At 38.4% G+C, this 22,312-nt stretch carries 24 protein-coding genes; 20 read left to right on the plus strand and 4 right to left on the minus strand.

The features are described 5' to 3' along the window. Nucleotides 1-3: 3 nt before the first annotated feature. Together B1s21122_RS00115 and B1s21122_RS06345 are read left to right on the plus strand one after the other, a co-directional pair. Nucleotides 4-357, plus strand: a complete 354-nt coding sequence (locus B1s21122_RS00115; RefSeq protein ID WP_095680107.1) for a phage holin family protein — start codon at nucleotides 4-6, stop codon at nucleotides 355-357. 3 nt (nucleotides 358-360) lie between these two features. After that, nucleotides 361-528 (plus strand): hypothetical protein, encoded by a 168-nt coding sequence (locus B1s21122_RS06345; protein WP_190278559.1) that lies wholly within the window; start codon nucleotides 361-363, stop codon nucleotides 526-528. On the opposite strand, the gene B1s21122_RS00120 is transcribed toward B1s21122_RS06345, so the two are convergent. Both B1s21122_RS00120 and B1s21122_RS00125 read right to left on the minus strand, forming a co-directional pair. Then, nucleotides 521-1,981, minus strand: coding sequence for an aminopeptidase P family protein (locus B1s21122_RS00120; RefSeq protein ID WP_095680108.1), 1,461 nt, complete (start codon nucleotides 1,979-1,981; stop codon nucleotides 521-523). The genes B1s21122_RS06345 and B1s21122_RS00120 overlap by 8 nt on opposite strands. A 218-nt stretch (nucleotides 1,982-2,199) precedes the next feature. Next, nucleotides 2,200-3,183: a hypothetical protein gene (locus B1s21122_RS00125; protein ID WP_095680109.1), complete on the minus strand. Its 984-nt coding sequence runs from the start codon at nucleotides 3,181-3,183 to the stop codon at nucleotides 2,200-2,202. A gap of 65 nt (nucleotides 3,184-3,248) precedes the next feature. On the opposite strand from B1s21122_RS00125, the gene pseB reads away from it, so the two are divergent. The 4 genes from pseB to pseI are packed head-to-tail and all read left to right on the plus strand — an operon-like array spanning nucleotide 3,249 to nucleotide 7,162. Beyond that, a complete protein-coding gene (pseB, locus tag B1s21122_RS00130; protein ID WP_096961010.1) occupies nucleotides 3,249-4,232 on the plus strand; it encodes a UDP-N-acetylglucosamine 4,6-dehydratase (inverting) in 984 nt (327 codons plus the stop codon). A 2-nt stretch (nucleotides 4,233-4,234) separates the two neighbouring features. Further along, a complete protein-coding gene (locus tag B1s21122_RS00135) occupies nucleotides 4,235-5,362 on the plus strand; it encodes a DegT/DnrJ/EryC1/StrS family aminotransferase (RefSeq protein WP_095681216.1) in 1,128 nt (375 codons plus the stop codon). Further along, the gene (locus tag B1s21122_RS00140; protein ID WP_095681215.1) at nucleotides 5,355-6,140 is read left to right on the plus strand and encodes a formyltransferase family protein; all 786 of its coding nucleotides are present in this window, start codon (nucleotides 5,355-5,357) and stop codon (nucleotides 6,138-6,140) included. The genes B1s21122_RS00135 and B1s21122_RS00140 overlap by 8 nt, the downstream gene beginning before the upstream one ends. Next, complete coding sequence (gene pseI / locus B1s21122_RS00145; protein ID WP_223299056.1) at nucleotides 6,137-7,162, plus strand: pseudaminic acid synthase; 1,026 nt, start codon at nucleotides 6,137-6,139, stop codon at nucleotides 7,160-7,162. The genes B1s21122_RS00140 and pseI overlap by 4 nt, the downstream gene beginning before the upstream one ends. Nucleotides 7,163-7,198: 36 nt before the next feature. Here the strand turns inward: pseI and B1s21122_RS00150 are convergent, their stop codons facing one another. Then, the gene (locus tag B1s21122_RS00150; protein WP_095681213.1) at nucleotides 7,199-8,077 is read right to left on the minus strand and encodes a glycosyltransferase family A protein; all 879 of its coding nucleotides are present in this window, start codon (nucleotides 8,075-8,077) and stop codon (nucleotides 7,199-7,201) included. A gap of 58 nt (nucleotides 8,078-8,135) precedes the next feature. Between B1s21122_RS00150 and lhgO the strand changes: the two genes are divergently transcribed. From lhgO to B1s21122_RS00220, 14 genes are all read left to right on the plus strand, one after another. Beyond that, on the plus strand, nucleotides 8,136-9,338 hold the full coding sequence (gene lhgO / locus B1s21122_RS00155) for an L-2-hydroxyglutarate oxidase (RefSeq protein WP_095681212.1): 1,203 nt from the start codon (nucleotides 8,136-8,138) through the stop codon (nucleotides 9,336-9,338). A gap of 44 nt (nucleotides 9,339-9,382) precedes the next feature. Next, complete coding sequence (locus B1s21122_RS00160) at nucleotides 9,383-10,246, plus strand: thiamine pyrophosphate-dependent enzyme (protein ID WP_095681211.1); 864 nt, start codon at nucleotides 9,383-9,385, stop codon at nucleotides 10,244-10,246. 4 nt (nucleotides 10,247-10,250) lie between these two features. Next, nucleotides 10,251-11,216: a hypothetical protein gene (locus B1s21122_RS00165; protein WP_095681210.1), complete on the plus strand. Its 966-nt coding sequence runs from the start codon at nucleotides 10,251-10,253 to the stop codon at nucleotides 11,214-11,216. Nucleotides 11,217-11,291: 75 nt separating this feature from the next. Next, nucleotides 11,292-12,677: a class I SAM-dependent methyltransferase gene (locus B1s21122_RS00170; RefSeq protein WP_095681209.1), complete on the plus strand. Its 1,386-nt coding sequence runs from the start codon at nucleotides 11,292-11,294 to the stop codon at nucleotides 12,675-12,677. Nucleotides 12,678-12,760: 83 nt separating this feature from the next. Further along, entirely contained in the window at nucleotides 12,761-13,219 is a 459-nt protein-coding gene (locus tag B1s21122_RS00175; RefSeq protein WP_190278560.1) for a VOC family protein, read from the plus strand. Nucleotides 13,220-13,356: 137 nt separating this feature from the next. Next, nucleotides 13,357-13,929: a D-sedoheptulose-7-phosphate isomerase gene (locus tag B1s21122_RS00180; RefSeq protein ID WP_095681207.1), complete on the plus strand. Its 573-nt coding sequence runs from the start codon at nucleotides 13,357-13,359 to the stop codon at nucleotides 13,927-13,929. Further along, complete coding sequence (locus tag B1s21122_RS00185) at nucleotides 13,929-14,957, plus strand: NAD-dependent epimerase/dehydratase family protein (protein WP_095681206.1); 1,029 nt, start codon at nucleotides 13,929-13,931, stop codon at nucleotides 14,955-14,957. Before B1s21122_RS00180 ends, B1s21122_RS00185 begins: the two co-directional genes overlap by 1 nt. Beyond that, the gene (locus B1s21122_RS00190; RefSeq protein WP_095681205.1) at nucleotides 14,920-16,182 is read left to right on the plus strand and encodes a class I SAM-dependent methyltransferase; all 1,263 of its coding nucleotides are present in this window, start codon (nucleotides 14,920-14,922) and stop codon (nucleotides 16,180-16,182) included. Before B1s21122_RS00185 ends, B1s21122_RS00190 begins: the two co-directional genes overlap by 38 nt. Next, nucleotides 16,172-16,708, plus strand: a complete 537-nt coding sequence (locus B1s21122_RS00195) for a dTDP-4-dehydrorhamnose 3,5-epimerase family protein (protein ID WP_095681204.1) — start codon at nucleotides 16,172-16,174, stop codon at nucleotides 16,706-16,708. The genes B1s21122_RS00190 and B1s21122_RS00195 overlap by 11 nt, the downstream gene beginning before the upstream one ends. Next, nucleotides 16,708-17,565 carry an NAD-dependent epimerase/dehydratase family protein gene (locus tag B1s21122_RS00200; RefSeq protein ID WP_095681203.1) on the plus strand — a complete coding sequence of 286 codons (858 nt, stop codon included), beginning with the start codon at nucleotides 16,708-16,710 and terminating at the stop codon, nucleotides 17,563-17,565. The genes B1s21122_RS00195 and B1s21122_RS00200 overlap by 1 nt, the downstream gene beginning before the upstream one ends. Beyond that, nucleotides 17,562-18,737 carry an HAD-IIIA family hydrolase gene (locus B1s21122_RS00205; RefSeq protein ID WP_190278561.1) on the plus strand — a complete coding sequence of 392 codons (1,176 nt, stop codon included), beginning with the start codon at nucleotides 17,562-17,564 and terminating at the stop codon, nucleotides 18,735-18,737. Before B1s21122_RS00200 ends, B1s21122_RS00205 begins: the two co-directional genes overlap by 4 nt. A gap of 4 nt (nucleotides 18,738-18,741) precedes the next feature. Beyond that, the gene (locus B1s21122_RS00210) at nucleotides 18,742-19,734 is read left to right on the plus strand and encodes a GHMP family kinase ATP-binding protein (RefSeq protein WP_095681201.1); all 993 of its coding nucleotides are present in this window, start codon (nucleotides 18,742-18,744) and stop codon (nucleotides 19,732-19,734) included. Nucleotides 19,735-19,736: 2 nt separating this feature from the next. Continuing rightward, nucleotides 19,737-20,660, plus strand: coding sequence for an NAD-dependent epimerase/dehydratase family protein (locus tag B1s21122_RS00215; protein ID WP_095681200.1), 924 nt, complete (start codon nucleotides 19,737-19,739; stop codon nucleotides 20,658-20,660). Continuing rightward, nucleotides 20,653-21,387, plus strand: coding sequence for a cephalosporin hydroxylase family protein (locus tag B1s21122_RS00220; protein WP_190278562.1), 735 nt, complete (start codon nucleotides 20,653-20,655; stop codon nucleotides 21,385-21,387). Before B1s21122_RS00215 ends, B1s21122_RS00220 begins: the two co-directional genes overlap by 8 nt. A 28-nt stretch (nucleotides 21,388-21,415) precedes the next feature. On the opposite strand, the gene B1s21122_RS00225 is transcribed toward B1s21122_RS00220, so the two are convergent. Next, nucleotides 21,416-22,312: a hypothetical protein gene (locus tag B1s21122_RS00225; protein ID WP_095681198.1), complete on the minus strand. Its 897-nt coding sequence runs from the start codon at nucleotides 22,310-22,312 to the stop codon at nucleotides 21,416-21,418.

Here is a 22,312-nt window from a genome sequence, read left to right on the forward strand (position 1 = left end):
TACGTGAATTTAATTATTCGCCTAATCGCTGGCGCACTCGCTTTTTGGGCAGCAACCTCTCTCCTTGATGGCATAAGCGTTAATGGTGGTGCCTGGAGCTATTTGTGGGTAGCTCTTTTATTTGGTCTAATAAATGGAGTTATTGGCTCATTAGTTAAGTTATTAACACTGCCCGCCATCTTATTATCTTTAGGGTTATTTGCTTTTGTAGTAAATGCTGCCATGTTGATGTTAACTGCCAGGTGGAGTAATCAATTAGATGTTATGGATTTTAAATCAGCACTCTTTGCATCTTTACTAATCTCAATTGTTACCACAATTATTAACCGGGCATTTAAGAGTAAGAAGGCTTATTAACAAATGGGTGCTAATAATCAGATGGCTTGTGATTTTTGTAGTGTTCCTTATGATCCAGTTGCAACTAGATGGCTATGCCCAAATTGTCATATGAAGACTAATTGTTGTGATGGGGCGCCTTGTGAGATTGTGGAGGTTAAAATTACAACGAGTGAATTAAAGATTACTTAAGTAGTTTTGCCATGTAAGCCTCAACCTCATCTGGGTGACGAGGAAGTGCGTTACTTAATATCTTGGCCCCTGATTCTGTAACTAAAATATCATCCTCAATCCGAACACCAATTCCTCGGTACTCCTCAGGGAACAATGTGTCATCTGGTTGAATATAAAAACCAGGCTCAACAGTTAAAATCATGCCAGCCTCTAACACAGCTTCGGCGTACTGCTCTTTTCTAGCGTGTGCGCAATCATGGACATCAATACCTAAGTGATGTCCTGAGCCATGAAACTGCCATCTTCTATGTAAGCCATTTTCTTCCTTTAAAGATTCCTCAGCAGATATAGGAAGCACGCCAAGTTCTTCTGCCCCCTTTGCAATCTCAACCATGCAGGCAGCATGAAAATCTTTAAATTTTGCTCCTGGTTTAACAGCTGCTATTCCTGCTTGCTGGGCTTTATAAACAATCATATAAATCTTGCGCTGTGCTTCAGTGAACTTTCCATTTACCGGAAAGGTTCTAGTTATATCTGCTGTGTAATGAGATTCAACCTCAACACCAGCATCAATTAAAATTAAGTCCCCTGGCAACACATCTCCATCATTTTTAATCCAATGCAATACGCAAGCATGGGCACCGGATGCAACAATGCTTGGATAACCATTGTCATTTCCTTCTAATCTTGCTCTGCCATAAAAAGCAGCCTCAATTACTCGCTCACCTCTTGCCACCGATGTTGCTGCTGGAAAAACACGGACCATATCGGCAAAACCACGAACTGATGCGTCAATTGCCTTTTGCATCTCATCAATCTCATACTTATCTTTAACAGCTCTCATAACTGAGATGTAATTTAAGAACTCTTTTTCACTTTCCGTATTTTCTTCAACCAACTTATCAATTGCAGAATCCTCACCACGGACTAGCAAAGTTTCTTTTTTGTCCTTTAAAAACTCTTCAATTGATTCAATTTGTCTAACCTTAATTCCATACTTTGTCTCAGTTTCTTCCAATGTCATTCTTCTGCCAACCCAAAACTCACCAAATCTTGTGTCCTTATAAAATTCACTGTCATTTCGAGGTGACCTCGGGTGAATAAATAGCAATGCTTCATGACCTGATGTAGTTGGCTCCATTACAAATAATGAATCTGGCACACAATCTGATGCAACAATTCCAGTAAACCAACTAAAAGCTGAGTTAGCTCTAAATTGGTAATCAGAGTCATTACTTCTTACCTTTAATGATCCTGAAGGGAAAATTAATCTCTTGCCAACATATTGTTTAGACAATTTATCTCTGCGTAGTTGTGTGAAGGGAATTGATGGATGGGAAGAGATTCCTGTCAAAGGAGATGGCGCCCAGCCCTCTTTCATAAACTCCGTCATTGCATCGGCAACTGGAATATCATGAGTTCGCACTTCAACACCCTTTTCATTATTGTTGGAATTACTACCTGAATTCATTTGATAAGCCTACCTAAGAGGTGGTAATTGGCTAGAGGTGAGTAAACAGCGGTAATCTTGAGCAGTTGGAGACGTCGCATAGCCCCGACTATGAACTTCACTATATAAGCCTAATTCGGCACATGCCCAGTTTGTCAGGTTCATAACCGAGTTTGCTAGTTTGTATTGAAAGTAATGTCATAAATTTTCTAAAGCGCACAAATTCTAGAATTAGCTTCTTAATTCAATCTTAAAATCACGTCTACTATTCTTGCTACACCAAAACCATCTATTTTGGTTAAAGCAGATTGCGATAATTCTTGCCTTAGTCCTCGGTCTATCACTAATCTTCTTATATTTTCAAAATTGAGATTAAAGCCACCCACAAGACTAAAGTGTCCTATACCAATCGCAATTTTATTATGTGTTTGAAATTCAAAATTATCTCTCTGATTATCAAACCCCAAAGCAATACCAAGTGGAAAACCACATGAGAGAAATTCCCAACTAGATGTTCCCGATAGAGTTAAAACTAGATCAGAATCAATTAAGTCTCTTTCAAGATAACTACCGATATTTCTTTGTGAAAATCTATAATCGAGCATGTGAAGCAAATTCTGTGCATTCGAAAATAATATTGCTTGAAACTGCTCGTCAAGTTTAATTAGTTCTCTTGCTACTTTTGGGACGAATCCTAATGGGTCAGTACCACCTCCAACCACTAGAATTTTAATTTGACCCTGAGCATTAATCTCACTTAATCTAAAGCGAATTTCTTTCAAGGATTTTCTAATAGGTATGTAGTTTAATCCACTTTTTAATTTATTGTTTGAAATTCCAAACTCCAGCCCTATCTGCTTATTAGTACCACAATGGATATAAAAATCTGCCAAATATTTTGGCGTTCCAATCTCAACAAGCGCAATAATTTTGAACCAATTTTCTTTTTTTAGAAAATTATGATTAGGGTTTATGGTGTAAGAATCTATTATTAATACATCTTGCATAGGGTTAAATACAAAATTCTCTTCCTTTACAAGTTTTATTCTCCCTATCATTTGCTCAAGTAGTTCAGTAAGCCACGGTAGACCAACAATATTTCCCACAAAAATAACATCAAGATTTTCCTCTAACATTTTTTCAATAATTGAATAAACTCGCATGACATGCCCAGAACCCATCTGGTCAGAAGCGTCAGCTCTAAAAACATATCTTCTTTTCATGTCAGGTATACTGCTTTATATATCTTGTCATGAAGCAACTATATTATTGAATTAGGGAGGATACAGTGCAAATACTCGATAATGCTTCAATACTAATTACAGGTGGTACTGGTTCAATAGGTCAAGCACTTGTAAGCCATCTCCTTCATAATTCCAAAGCTAGACGAATTATTATTTTTTCCAGAGACGAACTTAAGCAACATGAATTACGAAAATATTTCAAGGATAATACTCGACTAAGGTGGTTTTTGGGTGACATAAGAGATCTGCAAAGATTGATACGTGCTTTTCATGGTGTTGACTTTGTCATACATGCAGCTGCGTTAAAGCAGGTTGATACAGGTGAATATAACCCAATGGAGTTTATAAAAACAAATGTGCTTGGAAGTCAAAACATAATTGATGCTGCAATTGAAACAAAGGTAAAAAAAGTCGTGGCTTTATCAACCGATAAGGCTTCTTCTCCAATCAATTTATATGGTGCGACTAAATTAACCGCGGATAAACTTTTTGTTGCTGCAAATAATTATAGTATTTCTTACGGGACTGCGTTCTGTGTCGTGCGATACGGAAATGTAATGGGAAGCCGCGGTTCGGTCATTCCTTATTTTCGCCAAATTGCAGAATCTGGAGAATCTATTCCTTTAACTGATATAAGAATGACAAGATTTTGGATCAGCATTCAGCAAGCTGTTGAATTTGTAGTTGAATCATTTGGAATTATGCAGGGAGGCGAGCTGTATGTGCCAAGAATTCCAAGCATGAAGCTCACGGATTTAGCAAAAGCAGTGGCACCAAATTCAAAAATAATTGAAATTGGTATGCGCCCTGGTGAAAAACTACATGAAGAAATGATTTCGGCTGATGACAGCAGACGGGCAATTCTTGTTGGAAATCGATATGTAGTTACGCCTGTCATATCTGAATGGGGATATAAAGAACCCAGCGGAACTAGAATGGAAGAAGGTTCTGCATTTAGGTCCGACACAAATGATCTTTGGATGAGCGTTGATGAAATTAAATCCCATCTTACTAATTTTAGGCTGTAAAAATGATCCCCTACGGCAAGCAATCTATATCGGAGGAAGATATTGCGTCGGTATCCAAAGCGCTTCGAGAAAACTTTTTAACAACAGGGCCCCTCGTAGAATTTTTCGAAAATGAAATTTCAAAAGTTGTAGGCGCGCCAGCCATATCTGTTTCATCAGGAACCGCCGCACTACATTGTGCATATGCAGCGATTGGAATAGAGCCTGGGGATGAAGTAATCACACCTCCACTAACCTTTATTGCGACCCAAGCAACAGCGGCACTCATGGGTGCGAAAATAGTTTTTGCTGATATTCAAGAAGATACTGGGAACATTGATCCCAAAGCTGTTGAAGCCGCCATTACAACTAGGACTAAAGCAATAGTAGCTGTTGATTACGCGGGCCATCCTGCAGATATGGATGAGCTAAGGTTAATTGCCGATAGACACAGTATCTATTTGATTGAAGATGCCTCCCACAGTCTTGGTTCAACCTATAAAGGCAGACCAGTTGGTTCACTTGCTGACCTAACTACTTTTTCATTTTTCCCAACAAAAAACATCACCACAGGTGAAGGCGGGGCTGTAAGTTCGCCGAAACCAGAGTTACTTGCAAAGGCTAAGAGTTTTTCACGGCAAGGACTTGTGAGAGATCCAAACAGTTTTATTCTGAATGAGGAAGGACCATGGCATCAAGAAGTTCATGAGTTCGGTCTTAATTACAGATTACCTGACATTCTTTGTGCCTTAGGGATAAGTCAATTGAGCAGAATTATTCATTTTAAGAGAATCAGGATGGATACCTTTAATTATTATGGCTCACTGCTTTCACATATTGATAATGTACGCATACCGATTATTAAAAGCTCCACCGAGCCAATGTGGCATCTGTACCCAATCAGGGTTAATGCGGATTCACGAAAAAGAGTATTTGAAGGATTAAGAACTTCAGGAGTAGGCGTGCAGGTTAATTACTTACCCGCCCATTTGCACCCAGTATTTACAAAATATAGTCATATTGTTGGTCAATTTCCGGTAAGTGAGCTTTTTTATTCCCAGCAGATCTCGCTTCCTATGCATGTAGGAGTTAGTAAGAAGGAAATTGATTATATCTCAGAAACATTATTGAAGTTGATTTCTTATGAGTAAGAAAAAAATTGCATTATTTATTAATTCAAGATTAGGAATAAAAGTTCTAAAATATTTGCATTCTCAGCAAAACGCTTTGATCCAATTTATAGTGATTAATGAAGAAAATAAACGAAGTCAAGAGTTTCTAAAAGAACTAACTAATACGTTATCAAATTTAGATTCAGTCTATACAATAGTTGAGTATAACGATTTGGATTTAGAAAAACTCCCTGAATTCGAATATGGCGTTTCTGCGATGTTTGGTCATATAATTGAAGATAAATTAATAGACAAGGCAAAAAAAGACTTTGTGAATTTACACCCGTCCTTACTTCCTATTGGTCGGGGTGCAAACCCAATTTCTTGGTCTGTTATTGACAATAAACCTCAAGGTGTCACCATACATAAATTAACAAGTAAATTAGATGCAGGAGATATTTACGTTCAGGCTCAGGTTGACTTTAGAATCGAAGCCAATGCAGCTGCTATCTACGTCAAGTTAACGGAATCATTGCTTGGATTATTTGTAAACTTTTTTCAGGATTGGATTAGTGGAAATTTGATAGCAAGTAAGCAGCCTGAATTAGGGGTTTCTTCGCACCGGATTTCTGATTTGGAGTCGGTAAGAAAAATTGACGCCAAAGAGATTCTAACAGCCGAGCAATTTGTCAGAAGAATTCAAGCATTGGACTTCAGTAATGGAACTTCCGCGGTTTTTCAAGATGCGACTGGTATAGAATGGAGCATTAGATTATCCCTCGAGGCTAAAAATAAAACTTGGGGGGTTCCAGATTGAAACTAGTTACACAGAAGCCCTTATTTATAGCTGAGATTTCTGCTAACCATCTTGGAGATTTTGAACGAGCCAAGAAATTGGTAACTGCAGCCATCGGCGCAGGAGCCACTGCGGTAAAATTCCAAACTTATACTGCTGCAACCATGACTTTGGATTTGAATACTCCAGAATTTAGAATTTCGGATGACCACGCTCTTTGGGGCGGAAAGAAACTCTATTCGCTTTACGAAAGTGCGCATACACCCTGGGAGTGGCACGAAGATTTGTTTAACTTGTGTAGGGAAAGAAGTGTTATTCCATTTAGTTCCCCCTTTGATTCAACGGCTGTTGACTTTCTTGAATCTTTGGGTGCACCCATGTACAAGATCGCATCAATGGAGACTGGCGACCACAAATTGATAAGAAGGGTGGCAGAAACTGGAAAGCCACTGATAATTTCCACTGGAGCGACTGAATTAGAAGAGATTGATGAGTTAGTCGAAGTTGTGAGAAAAACTGGCAATTCAAACTTGACTCTATTAGTATGTACGAGTTCTTATCCGGCGAAACCAGCCGATGCGCACATTTTTCGAATGAAATTGTTAAGAGATAGATTCGGAGTAAAAGTTGGTCTTTCTGATCACACTTTAGGCATTGGCGTGAGCATTGCTGCAATAGCCCTTGGGGCAGTGGCTATTGAAAAACACATAACAATTAAGAGAAGTGATGGAGGGCCGGATGGAGCATTCTCGATGGAGCCTCACGAATTCAAACAATTGGTTGAAGAGGGAACTTCGGCTGCATTATCTCTTGGTTCAGAAAACTGGAGTATGCAAGAATCTGAAAGGGAATCTAGAAGAATAAGGCGATCTTTATATGTAGTTAAGGATGTACAAGCTGGAGAGACTGTTACTGAACAGAATATCCGCGCTATTCGTCCAGGAGGTGGAATAAAACCGAAGTACCTACCTAACTTAATTGGAAGAAAATTTCTTAAAGAAGTTCCTGCTGGAACTCCGCTAGATTTCCTCTTTATCGAATAATTCTCAGAATGATTTAAACTGCGCACGTCATTTAGTCTACTGAGTATTTATACCTTTGCCAGACTTTTTTAATATTAGCCAAAGCAAACCTTTCGTATGAGCGAGTTGCATCTCTATTATCCAAAATAACACTTCGACACTTGCCCCAATTAGAAGTTTGCCAGAACTCTTTTTAAGTAATCTAAAAAATCCCCAATAAGGAAAAATCTTGCTACGAAAACTTGTCAACTGATTAAACCAGGCTAGTTCTTTTGAATTTGACGCACCATTTGATCCCAAGATCATTAGGCCTGACTTACTTCTATTTATGTTTCCAGCCTTGACAAGTCTGGCCAAGATAAGCCAATCCAATATTGCAATTTTGCTTGCAAAGATCTCTTTGGTGATTACATTACGAATTTCGTTCGTTCTGTAGATTGCGTAAAATAAACCATTCGATCGCCAGCAATTCTCTCTCAGGGTTCTTAGCCGATAACGTTGGCTTCCTCTTAATTCAAAAATAACTGGACTTTTTTGTTCCTCGTACTCCCAGTCCCAGCAATCTGGAGATGACGACCCCAATATAGAACTATCCACTTCTAGCTCAAGAACATTTGATTTTAAATAATCCCGACTCAGTACATCGTCAGCTGCTTGAAATTTAAAATATGGCCCCTCAGATTTTTCTAGAACAAAAATGAAATTATTCCATGCACCAATGTTTTCAGATTGTTGGTGAAGAGTTATTCGATCATCTAGCTCCACAAATTCTTGACAGATTTCACGAGTTAAATCAGTCGAAAAGTTATCTGAAATTAACAATTTCCATTCATCATAATCTTGACACACAATAGATTCGAGTGTTTGTCTAATGGTATTTTCGCTGTTATATACAGGCATTCCAATAAATACTATCGGATTAGAAATAATCTCCACGCACGGATTGTAGTCTCTCTAAATAGATTATTTTGCCATGTGGTAGTTTCATTTCACTATGCAGGAATTCAACAGCACGGACTACCTAGTAATTGGCTCCGGAATAATTGGTTTATCTATTGGAATCGCTTTACTTGAATCAAAACCCAAGATAAAAGTTTCCATTTTTGAAAAAGAGTCGAATCTTGGCATGCATGCATCCGGTCGAAATTCAGGAGTTATTCACTCTGGGTTTTATTATTCACCCGAATCTCTCAAGGCCAGGTTCTGCGCGGATGGCAATAGAGAATTAAAAGCTCTTTGCAAAGAAAATAACCTTCTCTTGAAAGAAATAGGAAAAGTTGTCGTAACTTCAAACCTGAATGAAGTCGGAAGACTAGAAACTTTGTATCGTCGAGGCCTAGAGAACAAAATTGAACTCGAACTCCTCGATGCAAATCTACTTAGTAAATTTGAGCCTGCTGCAAGAACTCATGGTAAATTTTTGTGGTCCCCAACTACTGCAATTGCAGATCCAAGGTCAGTGATTGATTTTCTTGCTTTGAAGTTCAAGAAGCTGGGTGGAGTTATAATTACAGGCAATGAAGTTAAACTACGAGAGTTTAATGGGGCAGTTAAAGCATTCACTCAGAATAAGGAAATCCCCGCAAATTATTTCGTTAATGCTGCTGGAGTACACGCAGATCAAATCGCACGAAGCATAGGTATAGGCACTGAGTTCGCATGCCTTCCATTCAAAGGCGTTTATAGAGTTTCTAGGAGATTGATTTCAAGTCCTAAAACTTTGATTTATCCAGTACCACATCCTATCAATCCATTTCTAGGCGTTCATATAACTTTGACTCTTGATGGAGATATTAAAATCGGACCAACGGCAATGCCTCTATTTGGTCGGGAGCAGTATTCGGCAACAAATCATGTGGAATTTGGCGATATAAAGGATTCTTTGAAATCTATGTTGTCCCTAATAAAAGGGAAAGAATATGACTTAAGAGAAATTCTTAGAGGTGAAATACCCAAAATAATGACTAAATTCTTAGTACGAGATATAGCAAGGATTGTTCCCGAAATTAAAGACGTTAAGCATTGGAAGAAACTAAAGCCAGGAATCCGCGCCCAGCTCGTTAATTTGGAATCAGGCAAACTTGAGCAAGACTTCATTGTGCGTAAATCCCATAATTCAATACACATACTTAATGCAGTATCGCCAGGCTGGACTAGTGCCTTGCCATTTGGGCGTTGGATAGCTAATTCTATTTAGCGTTATCCAGCTTTAAATTTTGAATTGTGAATATAATAGGGCCTATGAGCCAGCGCCTTGAACTTGCGAAAGAAATTCAACGGTCACGTGCGATTCAATTAGATATAAATAAAATGATTATCGCTGGAGAGTTCCAAATTCCTATTCATTTAGGGATTGGACATGAGGCAATTGCTACTTCATTAGTGAAAATACTTAGCGCAAAAGATAAGTTGCTGTTAACTCACAGGAATATTCACTACCACTTGGCTCTTGGGGCTTCAAAGAATGAATTAATTGATGAGTATAGATTAAAAGAGAGTGGTATTGCAGGTGGAAAACTTGGGTCGATGAATCTAATGAATCCAAAAGCGAGAAATATTTATACATCTAATATCCTAGGAAATAATTTAGCAGTTTCTTTAGGCGTTGGAATGGCATCTAAAATTAGAGGAGACGGCAGCGTAACTTGGGCTATAACTGGTGATGGAGCAATAGAAGAAGGAATCTTCTATGAATCAGTTCTTTTTGCCTCTTCAGTTGGGCTGCCTATAGTTTTTCTCGTGGAAAATAATGAGTGGTCGCTTGGCACAAGTATCGCAGAACGTAGATCAGAAATAGACTTGAAAACTTTCGCAGGATCATTATCCGTTGATTTTTTGTATCTTAGCGAAAACAATCCAGAGAAATATGTCTATGAACTTGAAGCAGCCAGAAGGAATGTTGTTAAGTTAAGTAGACCGCTTATTATTGAAGTCGCAGTCCACTCTCTCGGGGGATTCTATAAAGAAGAAGAGTTAGGAAGTAAAAGATATATAAATTATCATGCTGGCGCTATTAGAATAGAAACCGATTCTAACAACGTTTTTGAGAGAAATTCTTCCGATCCAATGTTTGCTGTCCTAGACGACCTTGAGCTTGGCAAGTAGATCAATGGATATTTCATTCATACAATATATTAATAAGAAAATAAGAGATCAATTCTCAAATTATGAAGATTCAGTGATTTACGGCCAAAACATTGTTGCTGGGTCCAGAATTTCAGGACTTGGGGCGGGTCTTGAAGAAATCAAGGGTGTACACGCGATTAATACCACCAATGCAGAAAATTCATTGATGGGCTTCGGCTTCGGGTTGGCTATGTCTGGCGTTCCCTCATTATTTCTAATGAAGCAACATGATTTTGCACTCCTTGGAATTGATCAACTCACGAACACCACAAATGTTCTACGAAGTGGCCAGCTCTTGGCTCCCTTTGTAGTTCTAATGGTCGTAGTTGATAGTGGTTATGAAGGACCTCAAGCCAGTCTTAACAGCCTAGACGAATTTGCTTCGCTTACACGTGTGCCGGTTAACTTTTTATCTACTAAGGAGACTATTGATTTAGCATTCAAAAATGCAGAATTACCTGGATTACATTTATTGGCACTTAGCCAGAAAAATATGAAGAAATATGTTAATCATTCCTTTGTCGTATCCAAGGAATTTGAAGAAGCTATTTTGTATAAAGAAGATAATTCAAAAATTGAAGCATCTTGTATCGCAATTATTTTTTTTGGTGTAGAGATTTCTTTCATAGAGGGTGTTATAAGTAAAACTAACGGAAACGAATGTCCGTTTGATTTGTGGGTTATTTCCAGATTGTCGAAACTGAATGCAAGGTCTCACGTAATCTCAGAATTGTTGAAATACAAAAAGATTATAATCATAGATACTGGAAAGTCTGAGATTCATTATTCTAGTGAACTTGCTTGGCTTTTAAGAGAAAAGGGGGGCAATATCCACAAATTTCAGCGTGAATCCTCGGCAATATGGACGGAAGTCTCTGCCGAGGAATTAGAATTTAGTGCGGATGAGGTTGTAGAGCTCATAGAAAAGTATACTGAAGATTTAAAGTGAATTCGGAAACTTACAAGTTCGAATAGGAAGCAATGACTAAAAAATGCTCAAAGGGGAGAAATTTTGAAAGAAACTATGCGAACATCTAAGAGGCTCCTTAACGCTAATGGTCCTTACGAACACGGTATTTGGGTTAATGGCAATATATCTCTGGAAAATGTTGAAGAGGGCGCTGGAACATATTTATTTTTTAAAAGATCATTCGACTTAGTCGAGAAAATATCCAATAAACTCTTAGAAATCTTCTCATATGAAGAATTGACGAATAAAACTATTTTGGATATCGGATGCTATGACGCCTGGATCCTCCACCAACTCAATCTTCGATTCAATTTTAAACGCGCAGTTGGAGTAGAGCCAAGACTAAAAAACATTCAAAAAGGGGAGTATGCTCGAATTCATTATGGAATTGAATCCAAAATGGAAATATTCCAGGGCAGCATAGATTCTATTGGGGAATTATTCCCAGAGACCTTATTTGATATAGTTCTATGCTTAGGAACCATTCATCATGTTGAATCAACGCCGGCGGCGATTACAAATATTTCTAAAAAATCTTCTGACATACTTTTTATTGATTCAATGGTTATTGAAAAACCAGAGCGAGATGCCAGTAACATTTTACGTTTGTTGAATTTAAAAGATGTAGTCTATTTAAATTCTGAATATGAGTGGGCTATTGCTGCATTTAAGTTTGAAAGCCCTTATTTTGATGGAAGCTCTTTTAAAAATCAGATAGTAAATGTTCCAGAACAGAGACTTATTATCATGGCTTTGAGTTCACTGGGTTTCAAAATACTTGATGTCTCATCGCCCGAGGAGAATTTCTACACAAAAAGTTATCAAAAGCTGCGTGGGGTCAAGGAAAGTTTTGTTTTCGCGCGAAAGGAAGATGCAAAAGTCACAAAAAAAGAAAATTGGGTTGAAAAAGCTTCAGTTTACGAGTCAACTTTTACATTCACGACTGTAGATTTAGAATTTCTGCGCAAGTGGATTACGCAGCTTAATTTGAATGATTATTATGATTTTGTCTTGAAATCTGGAGATAACAAAAAAGTGCGCTTTAGATCGCGAATATTTTTTCTCTATAGTAAAAAACCTACGGTAAAATCATGGAAGTTCCTGGTGAATAGACTTAAAATTTCCAAAGAGACTCTGGAAATCTTGACTAATATTTCTAGAGCCCCAATAGACAAAATTTTGTTGGAAATCGCCAAACGGGCAATTAAAGATCAGAACTACGACGTCGCTGTGCTAGCGTTAGAAACTATATTAGATAGAGACAATGCAGACTGGCGATCGTTCTACAGATCAAGTTATCTCTTATCCATTATTTACTCGATCCAAAATGATAGTGTGAAACATCAAGAAATGATTCAATTGTTGAGGATTTCAAACTCAGAATGGCCATTGAACCAGGAGGTGGGATTAGATTGGGCGCTGGCAAATCTGAATACTTAAGGTTAATTTTTCAGTCAAATTTTATTGTGCTCAAATCGATATTTCACTGATAAAACTGCGACAACTACTGGATTGGCTGTGAATTGATAGAAAATTTCAGACATATTGCTTTTTGTGTCGAAGATATTGACACTGCAACTGTCTTTTATAAGGAATTAGGTGGGACGCTTGTTTCGTCAGACTTAGAAGAAGGCGTTTTCATTGAAAGTTTGCTGGGCGTTCCTGGGGTCATCATAAAGACTTGTAAGTTACATTTTAAGGGAGGCGAACGGTTGGAATTGATGGAATTTGTTGCACCACAAAATAAGTTGGATAGTGAATCCATGCCACAAACACTTATGACTAAAACAGGACTTCATCACATAGCTTTCACTGTAGACAATTTGGAAGTTGCGATTAATATTGTAATTGGGCATGGAGGCAAGGTAGTAGGTTCAGTTGTTAGACCAGATTCTGAACACTCGGTTCATGCCGTTAGGTCTAAGCACGTTTATATGATCGATCCATTTGGTAGTCTCCTTCACTTGGCTGAGGACATCTGACATGACATTCACTATATTTGGCGTGATACACGAGCCAAATATTTTTGCATTCTTATGAATGATTTCGATTTTTGTTATAGAATCAGTTTTCATAGTTAAAGCGCTTTCAATAAAGTAAAGGGAAGGTTGGAACCGAATTGGCTTCACACCCTTATTTTGATTATTTGAAAGGCTTGCTATCGATTTCAGAGAGTGACTTAAATTCCGCCGCAGAAAGTATTTTAGAATGTATTTCAAACCAAAACTCCATCTGGATTATGGGAAATGGTGGAAGCGCAAGCACATCTGAGCATTTTGAAACAGATCTATCATTTATCCGAAAAGGTAATTCTTTTACAAAAACAAAAGTGTCGGCATTGACTGCTAATAGTTCGCTAATCTCAGCGATTGCAAATGATATTGGATATGAGAACATATTTTCTCACCAACTCTTTCGAAGGGCTGAATCTGGTGATTTATGCATTCTAATTTCGGCTTCAGGTAATTCAGAAAATCTCATTAAAGCCGCGAGTGCAGCTAAAGAAATTGGACTTCGTACTCTGGGGTTGCTGGGATTTGATGGTGGAAAATTAGGTCAAATCCTTGATAATTCTATAATTATTCGAACTGAAATAGGAAAATATGGGCCGGTAGAAGATATACATCTAACAATCTGTCATGCGCTCTCTGAAATTGTCGGCCGTAAATTAGTTTCACCTGGTGCCCTTTGATGAAAATCCTAGTCACTGGAAATCTTGGATATGTAGGGACGGTTACCTCGGTATATTTGAAAAATCAAGGGTACGATGTTACGGGATTAGACAATGGATTTTATAGAGACTGCATACTTGTTCCAATTGAAAATGAAATTTTTACGAAAAACAAAGACATTAGAGATGTAGAAGTATCTGATTTCACGGGCATAGATGTTGTTGTTCACTTGGCCGCACTTTCAAATGATCCAATTGGTGAACTTGATCCGAATCTCACTCTTGAAATTAACTATTTAGGAGCAGTTAGAACAGCCAAAATGGCAAATAAGGCTGGTGTAGAAAAGTTCATATTCATTTCTACTCAAAGTATCTATGGCATATCGTCGAGCTCTGAAGAATTGGATGAGGACAATTCCATAAAGAATCCTCAAACTGCCTATGCATCCAGCAAATGGAGAGCGGAGCAAGAAATTCTGGCTATGTCAGACTCAAGTTTTATATCAACCGCACTTAGACCTTCGACTGTATTCGGCTGGAGTCCTCGGCTTCGATCAGATATCGTATTTAATAATTTAATTCTCACTGGGCTTAAGCAAAAAAGAATTGATGTACATTCAGATGGGACGCCTTGGCGGCCAATAGTTCATATTCTGGACTTAGCTCGGGCGATTGAGGTATGCATTAAGGCTAATAGCGAGAGAATTTCAGGACACTCATTCAATATAGGTGTTTTGAATGGAAATTTCACAGTGAAACAACTCGCTGAAGCAGCCCAGGAATGTCTCGACGGAATTCCTATCGCTTTTAAAACAGAAAACATCGTTGACCCAAGAAGTTATAAAGTTTCATTCGAAAGAGCGCAAAAGGAATTAGGTTTCACGGCTAAAGTGGGCCTGAATGCTGGCGGAGCTGAAATTGTTTTGGAATCTAAGAAATTAATTGGGGAAGGTATAGATCTTATGGACCGAAAAACTAATAGACTTCTGCAAATAAAATACCTACTTGAAAATGGTCTTATTGATGGCAGTCTCAGATTTAAACAATGATTACGTAACGATAGATAAGTGCCGGATTTGCAATTCCTCAGAAATCGAAGAAATTCTGGATCTTGGTATTCAACCGCTAGCAAATAATCTTAGGGAAATTACCGATAGATCTGACGAGAAGAAATTTCCGCTTATCCTCGTGCGGTGCAAGAACTGCACATCTATTCAATTGTCAGTTAATGTAAACCCAAAATTGATGTTTCAGGACTACTTATGGGTGACTGGAACAACAGAGACGGCACGTAAACACTGTGAAAATTTGGCCCAAGAAGTCATTAAGTATTCGATGGATACCGCAGGAGTGCTAGAAATTGGTAGTAACGATGGAACTTTACTTAGGGAGTTTAGGAAATTAACTAGTGGTCAGATTCATGGGGTAGACCCAGCTAAAGAGATTTCTGATTCAGCGAGAGCGAATGGCATAAATATTCATGCAGATTTCTTTAATTTGGATTTTGCAACCAGTTTTGAAAAAGTATTTGGAACAGTAGATATCGTAATTGCTAGAAATGTTCTTTCACACGTTCCAGACTTAATCAATGTAATGAACGGTATTGATAAGTTATTATCAGCTGAAGGAATCTTTATTGTTGAGTTTCATGAGGCATCAAGAATCTTGAATGAAATTCACTATGACTCGATTTACCATGAGCATACTTTTTATCATTCAATAAAGAGTATGACCGAAGCCCAATCCAAAGTTGGTCTGATTCCTTTTGACATTATGGAAAGTCCAATTAGCGGTGGATCATTTGTTCTAATCTCCTCCAGGTCAGCAAGAGTGCCCAGCCAAAGACTGCTTGATGCAATAAAGAGAGAGGAATCACTTGGAGTTTTGAGTGAGGACGCTTGGCATAATTTCGCAACATTGGCCACTAAGAATTTAGAAGAAATTAATGAATTTTTGACATTAAACTCGGAGAAGAAGATCCGTGCATTTGGTGCTTCCGCGCGGAGCTCTACCTTAATGAATGCGATTGGCGAAAAAGCGAAAAGCCTTGAATCTATTGCTGATAATAATCCCTTGAAGTGGGGCAAGCTTTCACCGGGTAATCATTTGAGGATAGATTCACCTAAGATCGCAATCCAAAGTGACACCGAGATCGTTTTTATCTGCCCATTCAATTTCGAGGGCGAAATTGTTAAATACCTACGTGATGAACTGAAATGGCACGGAGAAGTTTTCTTGCCTCTCCCTGGACAACCAAGAGTTTATGCAATCTGAAGCGAATAAGATGCAAATTGATGGCTTAAAAGTATATAAAGGTTCGACTTTCAGCGATTCTCGGGGAAAGTTTTCTCGAGTCTTTGACTCTGATTGGTTCTACGGTATCGGATTTACACCGATGCAAATCAACGTCTCATCTAATCCTTACAAGCACACTTTGCGAGGAATGCATTTTCAGGTGGACGGTGAACCTGAAAGTAAATTAATGACCCTCCTATCCGGTGTCGTTTTTCTCTCTTTAGTTGACCTTCGCCCTAAGGCGTTATCGTATTTGAATGTTTTTACCAAGGAAGTTTCTGCTGAGCAAGGTGAATCAATCTATATACCTGCTGGATGTGCTGCTGGTTGGATTTCACTGTCTAATGATGTGCAGATACATTACGTAATGAGTTCAAGATTTGAACAAAATAATTACGATGGATTTAAATTTGATGATCCTTTTTTTAGTATTCCCTGGCCGCTTAAGCCTGAAATAATCTCTGATCAAGATAGAAATTGGCCGAATTTCCAAGAACGAAGCTAATGAAAACTCTAATAACTGGGTCATCAGGATTTATCGGTAGAGCTCTATTGAAACAGAATTTATCAGGTGACTTACATGTAACTTCTAGAGTTTCTACATCCTTGCCACCTGGGATCACAGGCCATTTTGGGGATCTAAGCGATCAAGAATTCTTAAAATATCTTGCAGAACAAAAATTTGAACAGGTTATCCATTTGGCTTGGGAAGGATTGCCAAATCTTTCAGAAGAAAATAATTTAAGAAATTTAAAGATTTCTATAAAATTCCTTGAAATCTTGGCTTCCTCGGGGGTCAAAGATTTTCAAATCGCTGGTTCTTGCCTTGAATATGGTGATTTAACTGGCCAAATAAGTGAGGAAGTAATTGGCGAGAATCTTTCAGATTTTGCCGCTACCAAAATAAAATTACTCGAATTTATTGCTGGTCTTGGAGTCACTTATAAATGGCATCGAATCTTTTTCTCCTATGGACCTTTTCAGCACGATAATTCTCTCTTATCTTCGGCCTTCTTAAGCGCTAAGAACGGCGTTTCTCTTAAGCTCTATAATCCAAATATATCGAGGGATTTTGTTTATGTCGATGATGTAGCAAGAGCCATGTCTCAATTAATTCAAACGCCCGGAGTAAGTGGAATCTTCAACATTGGAAGTGGTAAAGGTACCTTAGTCAAATATCTAGTCGATGCTTTAAATTCCGAAATGGGCTTGGAAGTTCAGGATCAAGTATTTGAAGTTAGCCCCACCTTGACTGCCGATATCAAGAAAATTACCGAAACTTGCGGCTGGACTCCTAAAGTTTCAATTGAGCAAGGTGTCAAGAAATTTGTTGATTGGAAAGATTTGGGTACTGGAGAGTGAAAGCAGTTATTTTAGCTGGGGGACGTGGGGAACGCGTCCGACCGATTACAGACACTCTACCAAAACCACTTATTCCAATTAAGGGAAAGCCAATAATTGCCCATCAACTAGAACAACTCGAAAGAATCGGCGTTAAGGAAGTTATTGTTTTAACCGGTTATTTGGCATCAAGCGTTAAATCATATTGCAATAATTTTAGAAGCGGCTTGAAAATAACTTGCATAGAAAGTGATCCAGATGACTCACCAGCCCAAAGGTTACTTCATAGCCGTAAAAAGATTGGGGATGATTTCTTACTTATTTATTGTGACAACTATATTTTAGCTGATGCCGATATAGATGCCGTCTTGCAGAGTGAATCTGGACTTACATTCCTCATAGAACCAAGGCCTGAGGGAAATATCTCAATAAATGAATATGGTTTACCTAAATATGATGCAGGCAATAGAAAGCCTGAGAACAAATATGTAGAGCTTGGAAACATAAGAATTCAATCAGATAAATTCATGCAGATTGTGCATGAAACCCAAGACCTACCTCTTGCTCTTCAGAGATTTAGCCTAGAACAAGATTGCGCAGCAGTAGAAATAACTGCTGGATTTTGGAGCGTTTCAAATCTTGCTCGATATTTGAAGTTGATTAATGATAGAAAAATTGTTCTACTTGATCGAGATGGTGTTTTACTCGAGAAAATGCCAAGACGTGAATATGTCAAAAATTTTGAAGACTACCGTCCGATGAATGAGAACTGGAATGGGTTAAGGATTTTAGGAAAATCTGGGGTCGATTTTGTAATTGCGACAAACCAACCAGGGGTTGCTACAAGGGAAGTTTCTGAAACTTTCTTGTTGAGACTTCATCAAAAAATGGTGTCTGAAATGTTAAATACTGGGATAAACGTTCTAGCGGTATATGTGTGTAAACATCACTGGAACGATAATTGTGACTGCCGAAAACCTGAGCCGGGAATGTTATTGAATGCGATTTCTGATTTTGATATTGATAGGGATGAGACTCTCTATATTGGAGACGACGATAGGGATCTATTGGCAGCAAAAGCAGCCAACATAGAAGGCTTATTGATTGGTAACGATCATTCAGGAAATTTCCACTATCCGAATACTGAAAGTGCCCTAAAGTCCATATTGGCTGCGATTGGGGCAGTAGAGTAACCAGATGGAATTTCAAAGCGTCTTGAGCATGGCACCACTCCGTATCAGTTTTCTCGGTGGTGGATCGGATATTCCTTCTTTCTATGAAAAAAGCCCTGGGTGCGTTGTTTCTGCCGCTATTGATAAATATGTCTATGTCCACATTAAGAGGCATGACCCGCTTTTCCAAGAGCGTTACAGAGTTTCATATTCAGAAGTCGAGCACACAAAGAATCGTGATGAGATAAAGAACTCAATTGTTCGAGCATGTCTGGAATTGTTAAATATGGATGAACCCTTACAAATTTCAACATCGGCTGACTTGCCAGCAAATTCAGGACTTGGATCATCAAGTAGCTTTGCTGTCGCATTGCTTAACGGATTACATGCTATACGCGGTGAAGAAGTTAGCCCTGTGCAGATTGCTGAGGAAGCATGCCAGGCTGAAATTGGAATCCTTAAATCTCCCATTGGCAAGCAAGATCAATATGCCGCAGCTTTTGGTGGAATGAATTATTTTGAATTCCGTGAAAATGGTTCTGTGCAAATTGAGCCTTTGTACCTTTCGAGAACCGATACAGGTAGATTTTTAGAGAAGTCACTTCTTATTTGGACAGGGCAGAGCAGAAAAGCCGATGTGATACTTGGAGACCAAGCATCGAGAGCGGAATCGAATTTCAACCAATTATTACAAATTACCGAATTGGCGAAGAGTTTCAAAGAATTATTACTAAATTCAAATCTAGACTGGGCCGAACTTGGTTCATTGATTTCTCAAGGTTGGAAACTAAAGCAGTCCTTTAGCGACAAAATTTCGACTGATGACGTTCGTGCCATTACCGCACAACTAGATGATTTGAATTGCTACGGATACAAACTCTTAGGTGCTGGTGGCGGTGGCTTCATTTTTGCTATTTTTGATGAAATTAGTGACAAGAATTTGGAAGGTTTGAACGATTGGCGAACCTTTAGGCCCGCCCTTGACCATGCAGGTGCGCGGATTGTTTCGGTGAATTGAATATGAATAGCCAAAAGCAAACTTTAGTAATTACTGGTTCATGTGGTTTTGTCGGTGAAAAGCTCGCAACCAAGGCTATTGCCGAAGGATTCGATGTGATTGGCATTGATATTAAGAAAAGTACAAATCTGGATTGCAGACAACTAGAAATAAATCTCATAAGTCAGGACTTTTACGACAAAATTCCAGCAGGATCTACAATTATCCATTTGGCGTCTCTCTCTACCGATTCACTTTGCCGAGAAAATCCTATTTTGGCAATTGATGCAAATCTTCGGGCAACGTCATTGGCGCTCGAAAACGCAAAGAAATCAAATGCAAAGCACTTTCTATTTGCATCTTCAGAATGGGTCTATCCAGAGCACCCAGAAGTTACTGAACAAAGAGAGAGCGATCACTTAGATTTAGCGGATCTTGACTCTCTCTACGCTATGACTAAATTATTTGGTGAATCCTTAATTAGATCTACTTCTTTAGTCCCCTACACAATCCTTAGATTCGGAATAGTTTATGGTCCACGAAAAATCCCTGGTTCTTCCGCTGAAAGTATCGCACTAAAGGTTTATTCAGGAGATGAGATAAGTGTTGGGTCTAAGGAAACGGCTCGCCGTTTCATTTTCATTGATGATCTAATTGCAGGAATCTTGCAAGCAGCTTCAAAGGGTCCCGATTTACTTGACACCAAGATATTGAATCTGGCTGGTTCGGAATTAGTGACTTTGGATCAGATTGTTTCTGCGACCAATGAAATACTTGGAGAGTCTTCGGTAATTATTGATAGTGGGAAAATGGCAAGCATAAGAAATCCGCTGATTGAAGAGATGTCAAAAATTTTAGAATGGAGTCCTAAGATAAACATCCGACAAGGTCTAGAAAGTTGTCTAAAAGCTATGACTAGCGACAATGGAAAGGGGAAACATGAATAAACCATGGGATGAAGAGTTTGAGGTTTGGCGAAATAGTTTCTTAGAGATTCAAGCAAAAGATATAGAATTTAGCAATTTATCTAAAGCTTGGATGCAGAAAGCCGTAGATAACAAGTTTAGTTATCAGTTTGATTGGATGGGTGTACCAATTATTCAGATGCCTGGCGACCTCGTAATATTTCAAGAAATAGTTTGGAAAACACGTCCAGACCTAATAATTGAAACTGGAGTTGCCCGCGGTGGTTCGCTTATTTTTTGGGCTTCCATGCAGACGCTATGTGGAATAGATGGAAAAGTATTAGGGGTAGATATTGATATTCGAGATCATGCTAAAAGGGCAATTTCAGGATCTCAATTCAACCAACAGATACAACTATTGCAAGGCAGTTCAACAGACCTTGACGTTTTTGACGAAGTAAAAAAATTTGCATCACCATTCAAGAGAATTATGGTTGTGCTAGATTCAAACCATACGCATGAACATGTTCTGGATGAATTAAAACTTTATGCCGATCTTGTTTCCCCCGGATGCATGCTTTTAGTCCTGGATACCGTGATTGATGATTTGAATGTTGATCTGGATAGACCATGGGGACCTGGTGCAAGTCCGAAATCAGCTGTTATCGAACACATGAAATCTAGGCAGGGCCTCTTCAAAAATTTGCCAGAATTTGAAAACAGAGCAACTCTTACAGTTGCACCTAATGGCTATTGGCTAAGATTGTGAAAGCTAGAGTAAATTCTGCAAGAATTATTCAAAACCTTTCAATTCTAGGGTCAGGTATTACACATTTAATTGATGAGTTAGGAATTACGCAAAGAGTCCTAATTTGAGCATTAGCGGAAATGTAAAGTGCAAAAGATGACATCCCTACAACCAAATCACTTTTTGCTAGGTCTATTTCAAGCGAATTCTTGCTAACAAAATAGTTTAATTTCTCCTTTAGGCTGACTGGAATTAAAGATGTGTATTTTTCAGCCGTCTCTGAGGGGTGTGGTCTGATGGTCAATACAATATTTTGCAAATTACCAAATTGATTTATTCGCTCAAGAAAATAAATAAAGCTTTCTTGCTCTGTATAACCATAAAAATTGGCATCACCATGCGTACGTTCGCAATTCGTCGATATATTTTCTCCAACAAAAAGAATCTGTAGTTTTGTTCTTACTTTATTGCCTAAATAACTGTGTCGCAATTTATAAACTTTGTTTATTACCTCGTCTAAATAATAGTTATGGATTATCGATACTGGAATCTTACAAAAAGTTTTTAAAGCTAATTCCGAAGCAAAGTGATCAGTTACCCATATCTCATTGGGAAGGATTAATTGGTTTCTGTATAACAATCTTTCACGGTAATTAATCCAATGGTCTAATAAAACTACGCTGTGAGGACCTTCAAGATCTTTGAATCTTTTGAGTGCGCTAATTTCAATGTCGCTAGCCCAGCTCGTTGTTGTGATGATTGAATTGGCTGAGGAAATTGCACTCTCAATTTTAATATTTTTAAAGGTTTCTATTTTCTTGCTGAATATTTCCAATGCGGGACCTTCAACTGAAAAAACAAATCTAGATTGATCTTCTTGCCGTGCCACCCAGCTCGACAAAACTTGTGCGCCACCTGCATCATGTGCCACGATCAACGTCTTCAT

Source organism: Candidatus Nanopelagicus limnes, from assembly GCF_002287885.2.
In the GTDB taxonomy this organism is placed as follows: domain Bacteria; phylum Actinomycetota; class Actinomycetes; order Nanopelagicales; family Nanopelagicaceae; genus Nanopelagicus; species Nanopelagicus limnae.

What these genes read in the sequence shown, in the direction of transcription:
- B1s21122_RS06345 (WP_190278559.1), top strand. Translation starts at nt 361, where the DNA reads ATGGGTGCTAATAATCAGATGGCTTGTGATTTTTGTAGTGTTCCTTAT.
- B1s21122_RS00120 (WP_095680108.1), bottom strand. Translation starts at nt 1,981, where the DNA reads ATGAATTCAGGTAGTAATTCCAACAATAATGAAAAGGGTGTTGAAGTG.
- B1s21122_RS00125 (WP_095680109.1), bottom strand. Translation starts at nt 3,183, where the DNA reads ATGAAAAGAAGATATGTTTTTAGAGCTGACGCTTCTGACCAGATGGGT.
- B1s21122_RS00135 (WP_095681216.1), top strand. Translation starts at nt 4,235, where the DNA reads ATGATCCCCTACGGCAAGCAATCTATATCGGAGGAAGATATTGCGTCG.
- B1s21122_RS00140 (WP_095681215.1), top strand. Translation starts at nt 5,355, where the DNA reads ATGAGTAAGAAAAAAATTGCATTATTTATTAATTCAAGATTAGGAATA.
- lhgO (WP_095681212.1), top strand. Translation starts at nt 8,136, where the DNA reads ATGCAGGAATTCAACAGCACGGACTACCTAGTAATTGGCTCCGGAATA.
- B1s21122_RS00160 (WP_095681211.1), top strand. Translation starts at nt 9,383, where the DNA reads ATGAGCCAGCGCCTTGAACTTGCGAAAGAAATTCAACGGTCACGTGCG.
- B1s21122_RS00165 (WP_095681210.1), top strand. Translation starts at nt 10,251, where the DNA reads ATGGATATTTCATTCATACAATATATTAATAAGAAAATAAGAGATCAA.
- B1s21122_RS00170 (WP_095681209.1), top strand. Translation starts at nt 11,292, where the DNA reads ATGCGAACATCTAAGAGGCTCCTTAACGCTAATGGTCCTTACGAACAC.
- B1s21122_RS00185 (WP_095681206.1), top strand. Translation starts at nt 13,929, where the DNA reads ATGAAAATCCTAGTCACTGGAAATCTTGGATATGTAGGGACGGTTACC.
- B1s21122_RS00190 (WP_095681205.1), top strand. Translation starts at nt 14,920, where the DNA reads ATGGTCTTATTGATGGCAGTCTCAGATTTAAACAATGATTACGTAACG.
- B1s21122_RS00195 (WP_095681204.1), top strand. Translation starts at nt 16,172, where the DNA reads ATGCAATCTGAAGCGAATAAGATGCAAATTGATGGCTTAAAAGTATAT.
- B1s21122_RS00200 (WP_095681203.1), top strand. Translation starts at nt 16,708, where the DNA reads ATGAAAACTCTAATAACTGGGTCATCAGGATTTATCGGTAGAGCTCTA.
- B1s21122_RS00210 (WP_095681201.1), top strand. Translation starts at nt 18,742, where the DNA reads ATGGAATTTCAAAGCGTCTTGAGCATGGCACCACTCCGTATCAGTTTT.
- B1s21122_RS00215 (WP_095681200.1), top strand. Translation starts at nt 19,737, where the DNA reads ATGAATAGCCAAAAGCAAACTTTAGTAATTACTGGTTCATGTGGTTTT.
- B1s21122_RS00220 (WP_190278562.1), top strand. Translation starts at nt 20,653, where the DNA reads ATGAATAAACCATGGGATGAAGAGTTTGAGGTTTGGCGAAATAGTTTC.
- B1s21122_RS00225 (WP_095681198.1), bottom strand. Translation starts at nt 22,312, where the DNA reads ATGAAGACGTTGATCGTGGCACATGATGCAGGTGGCGCACAAGTTTTG.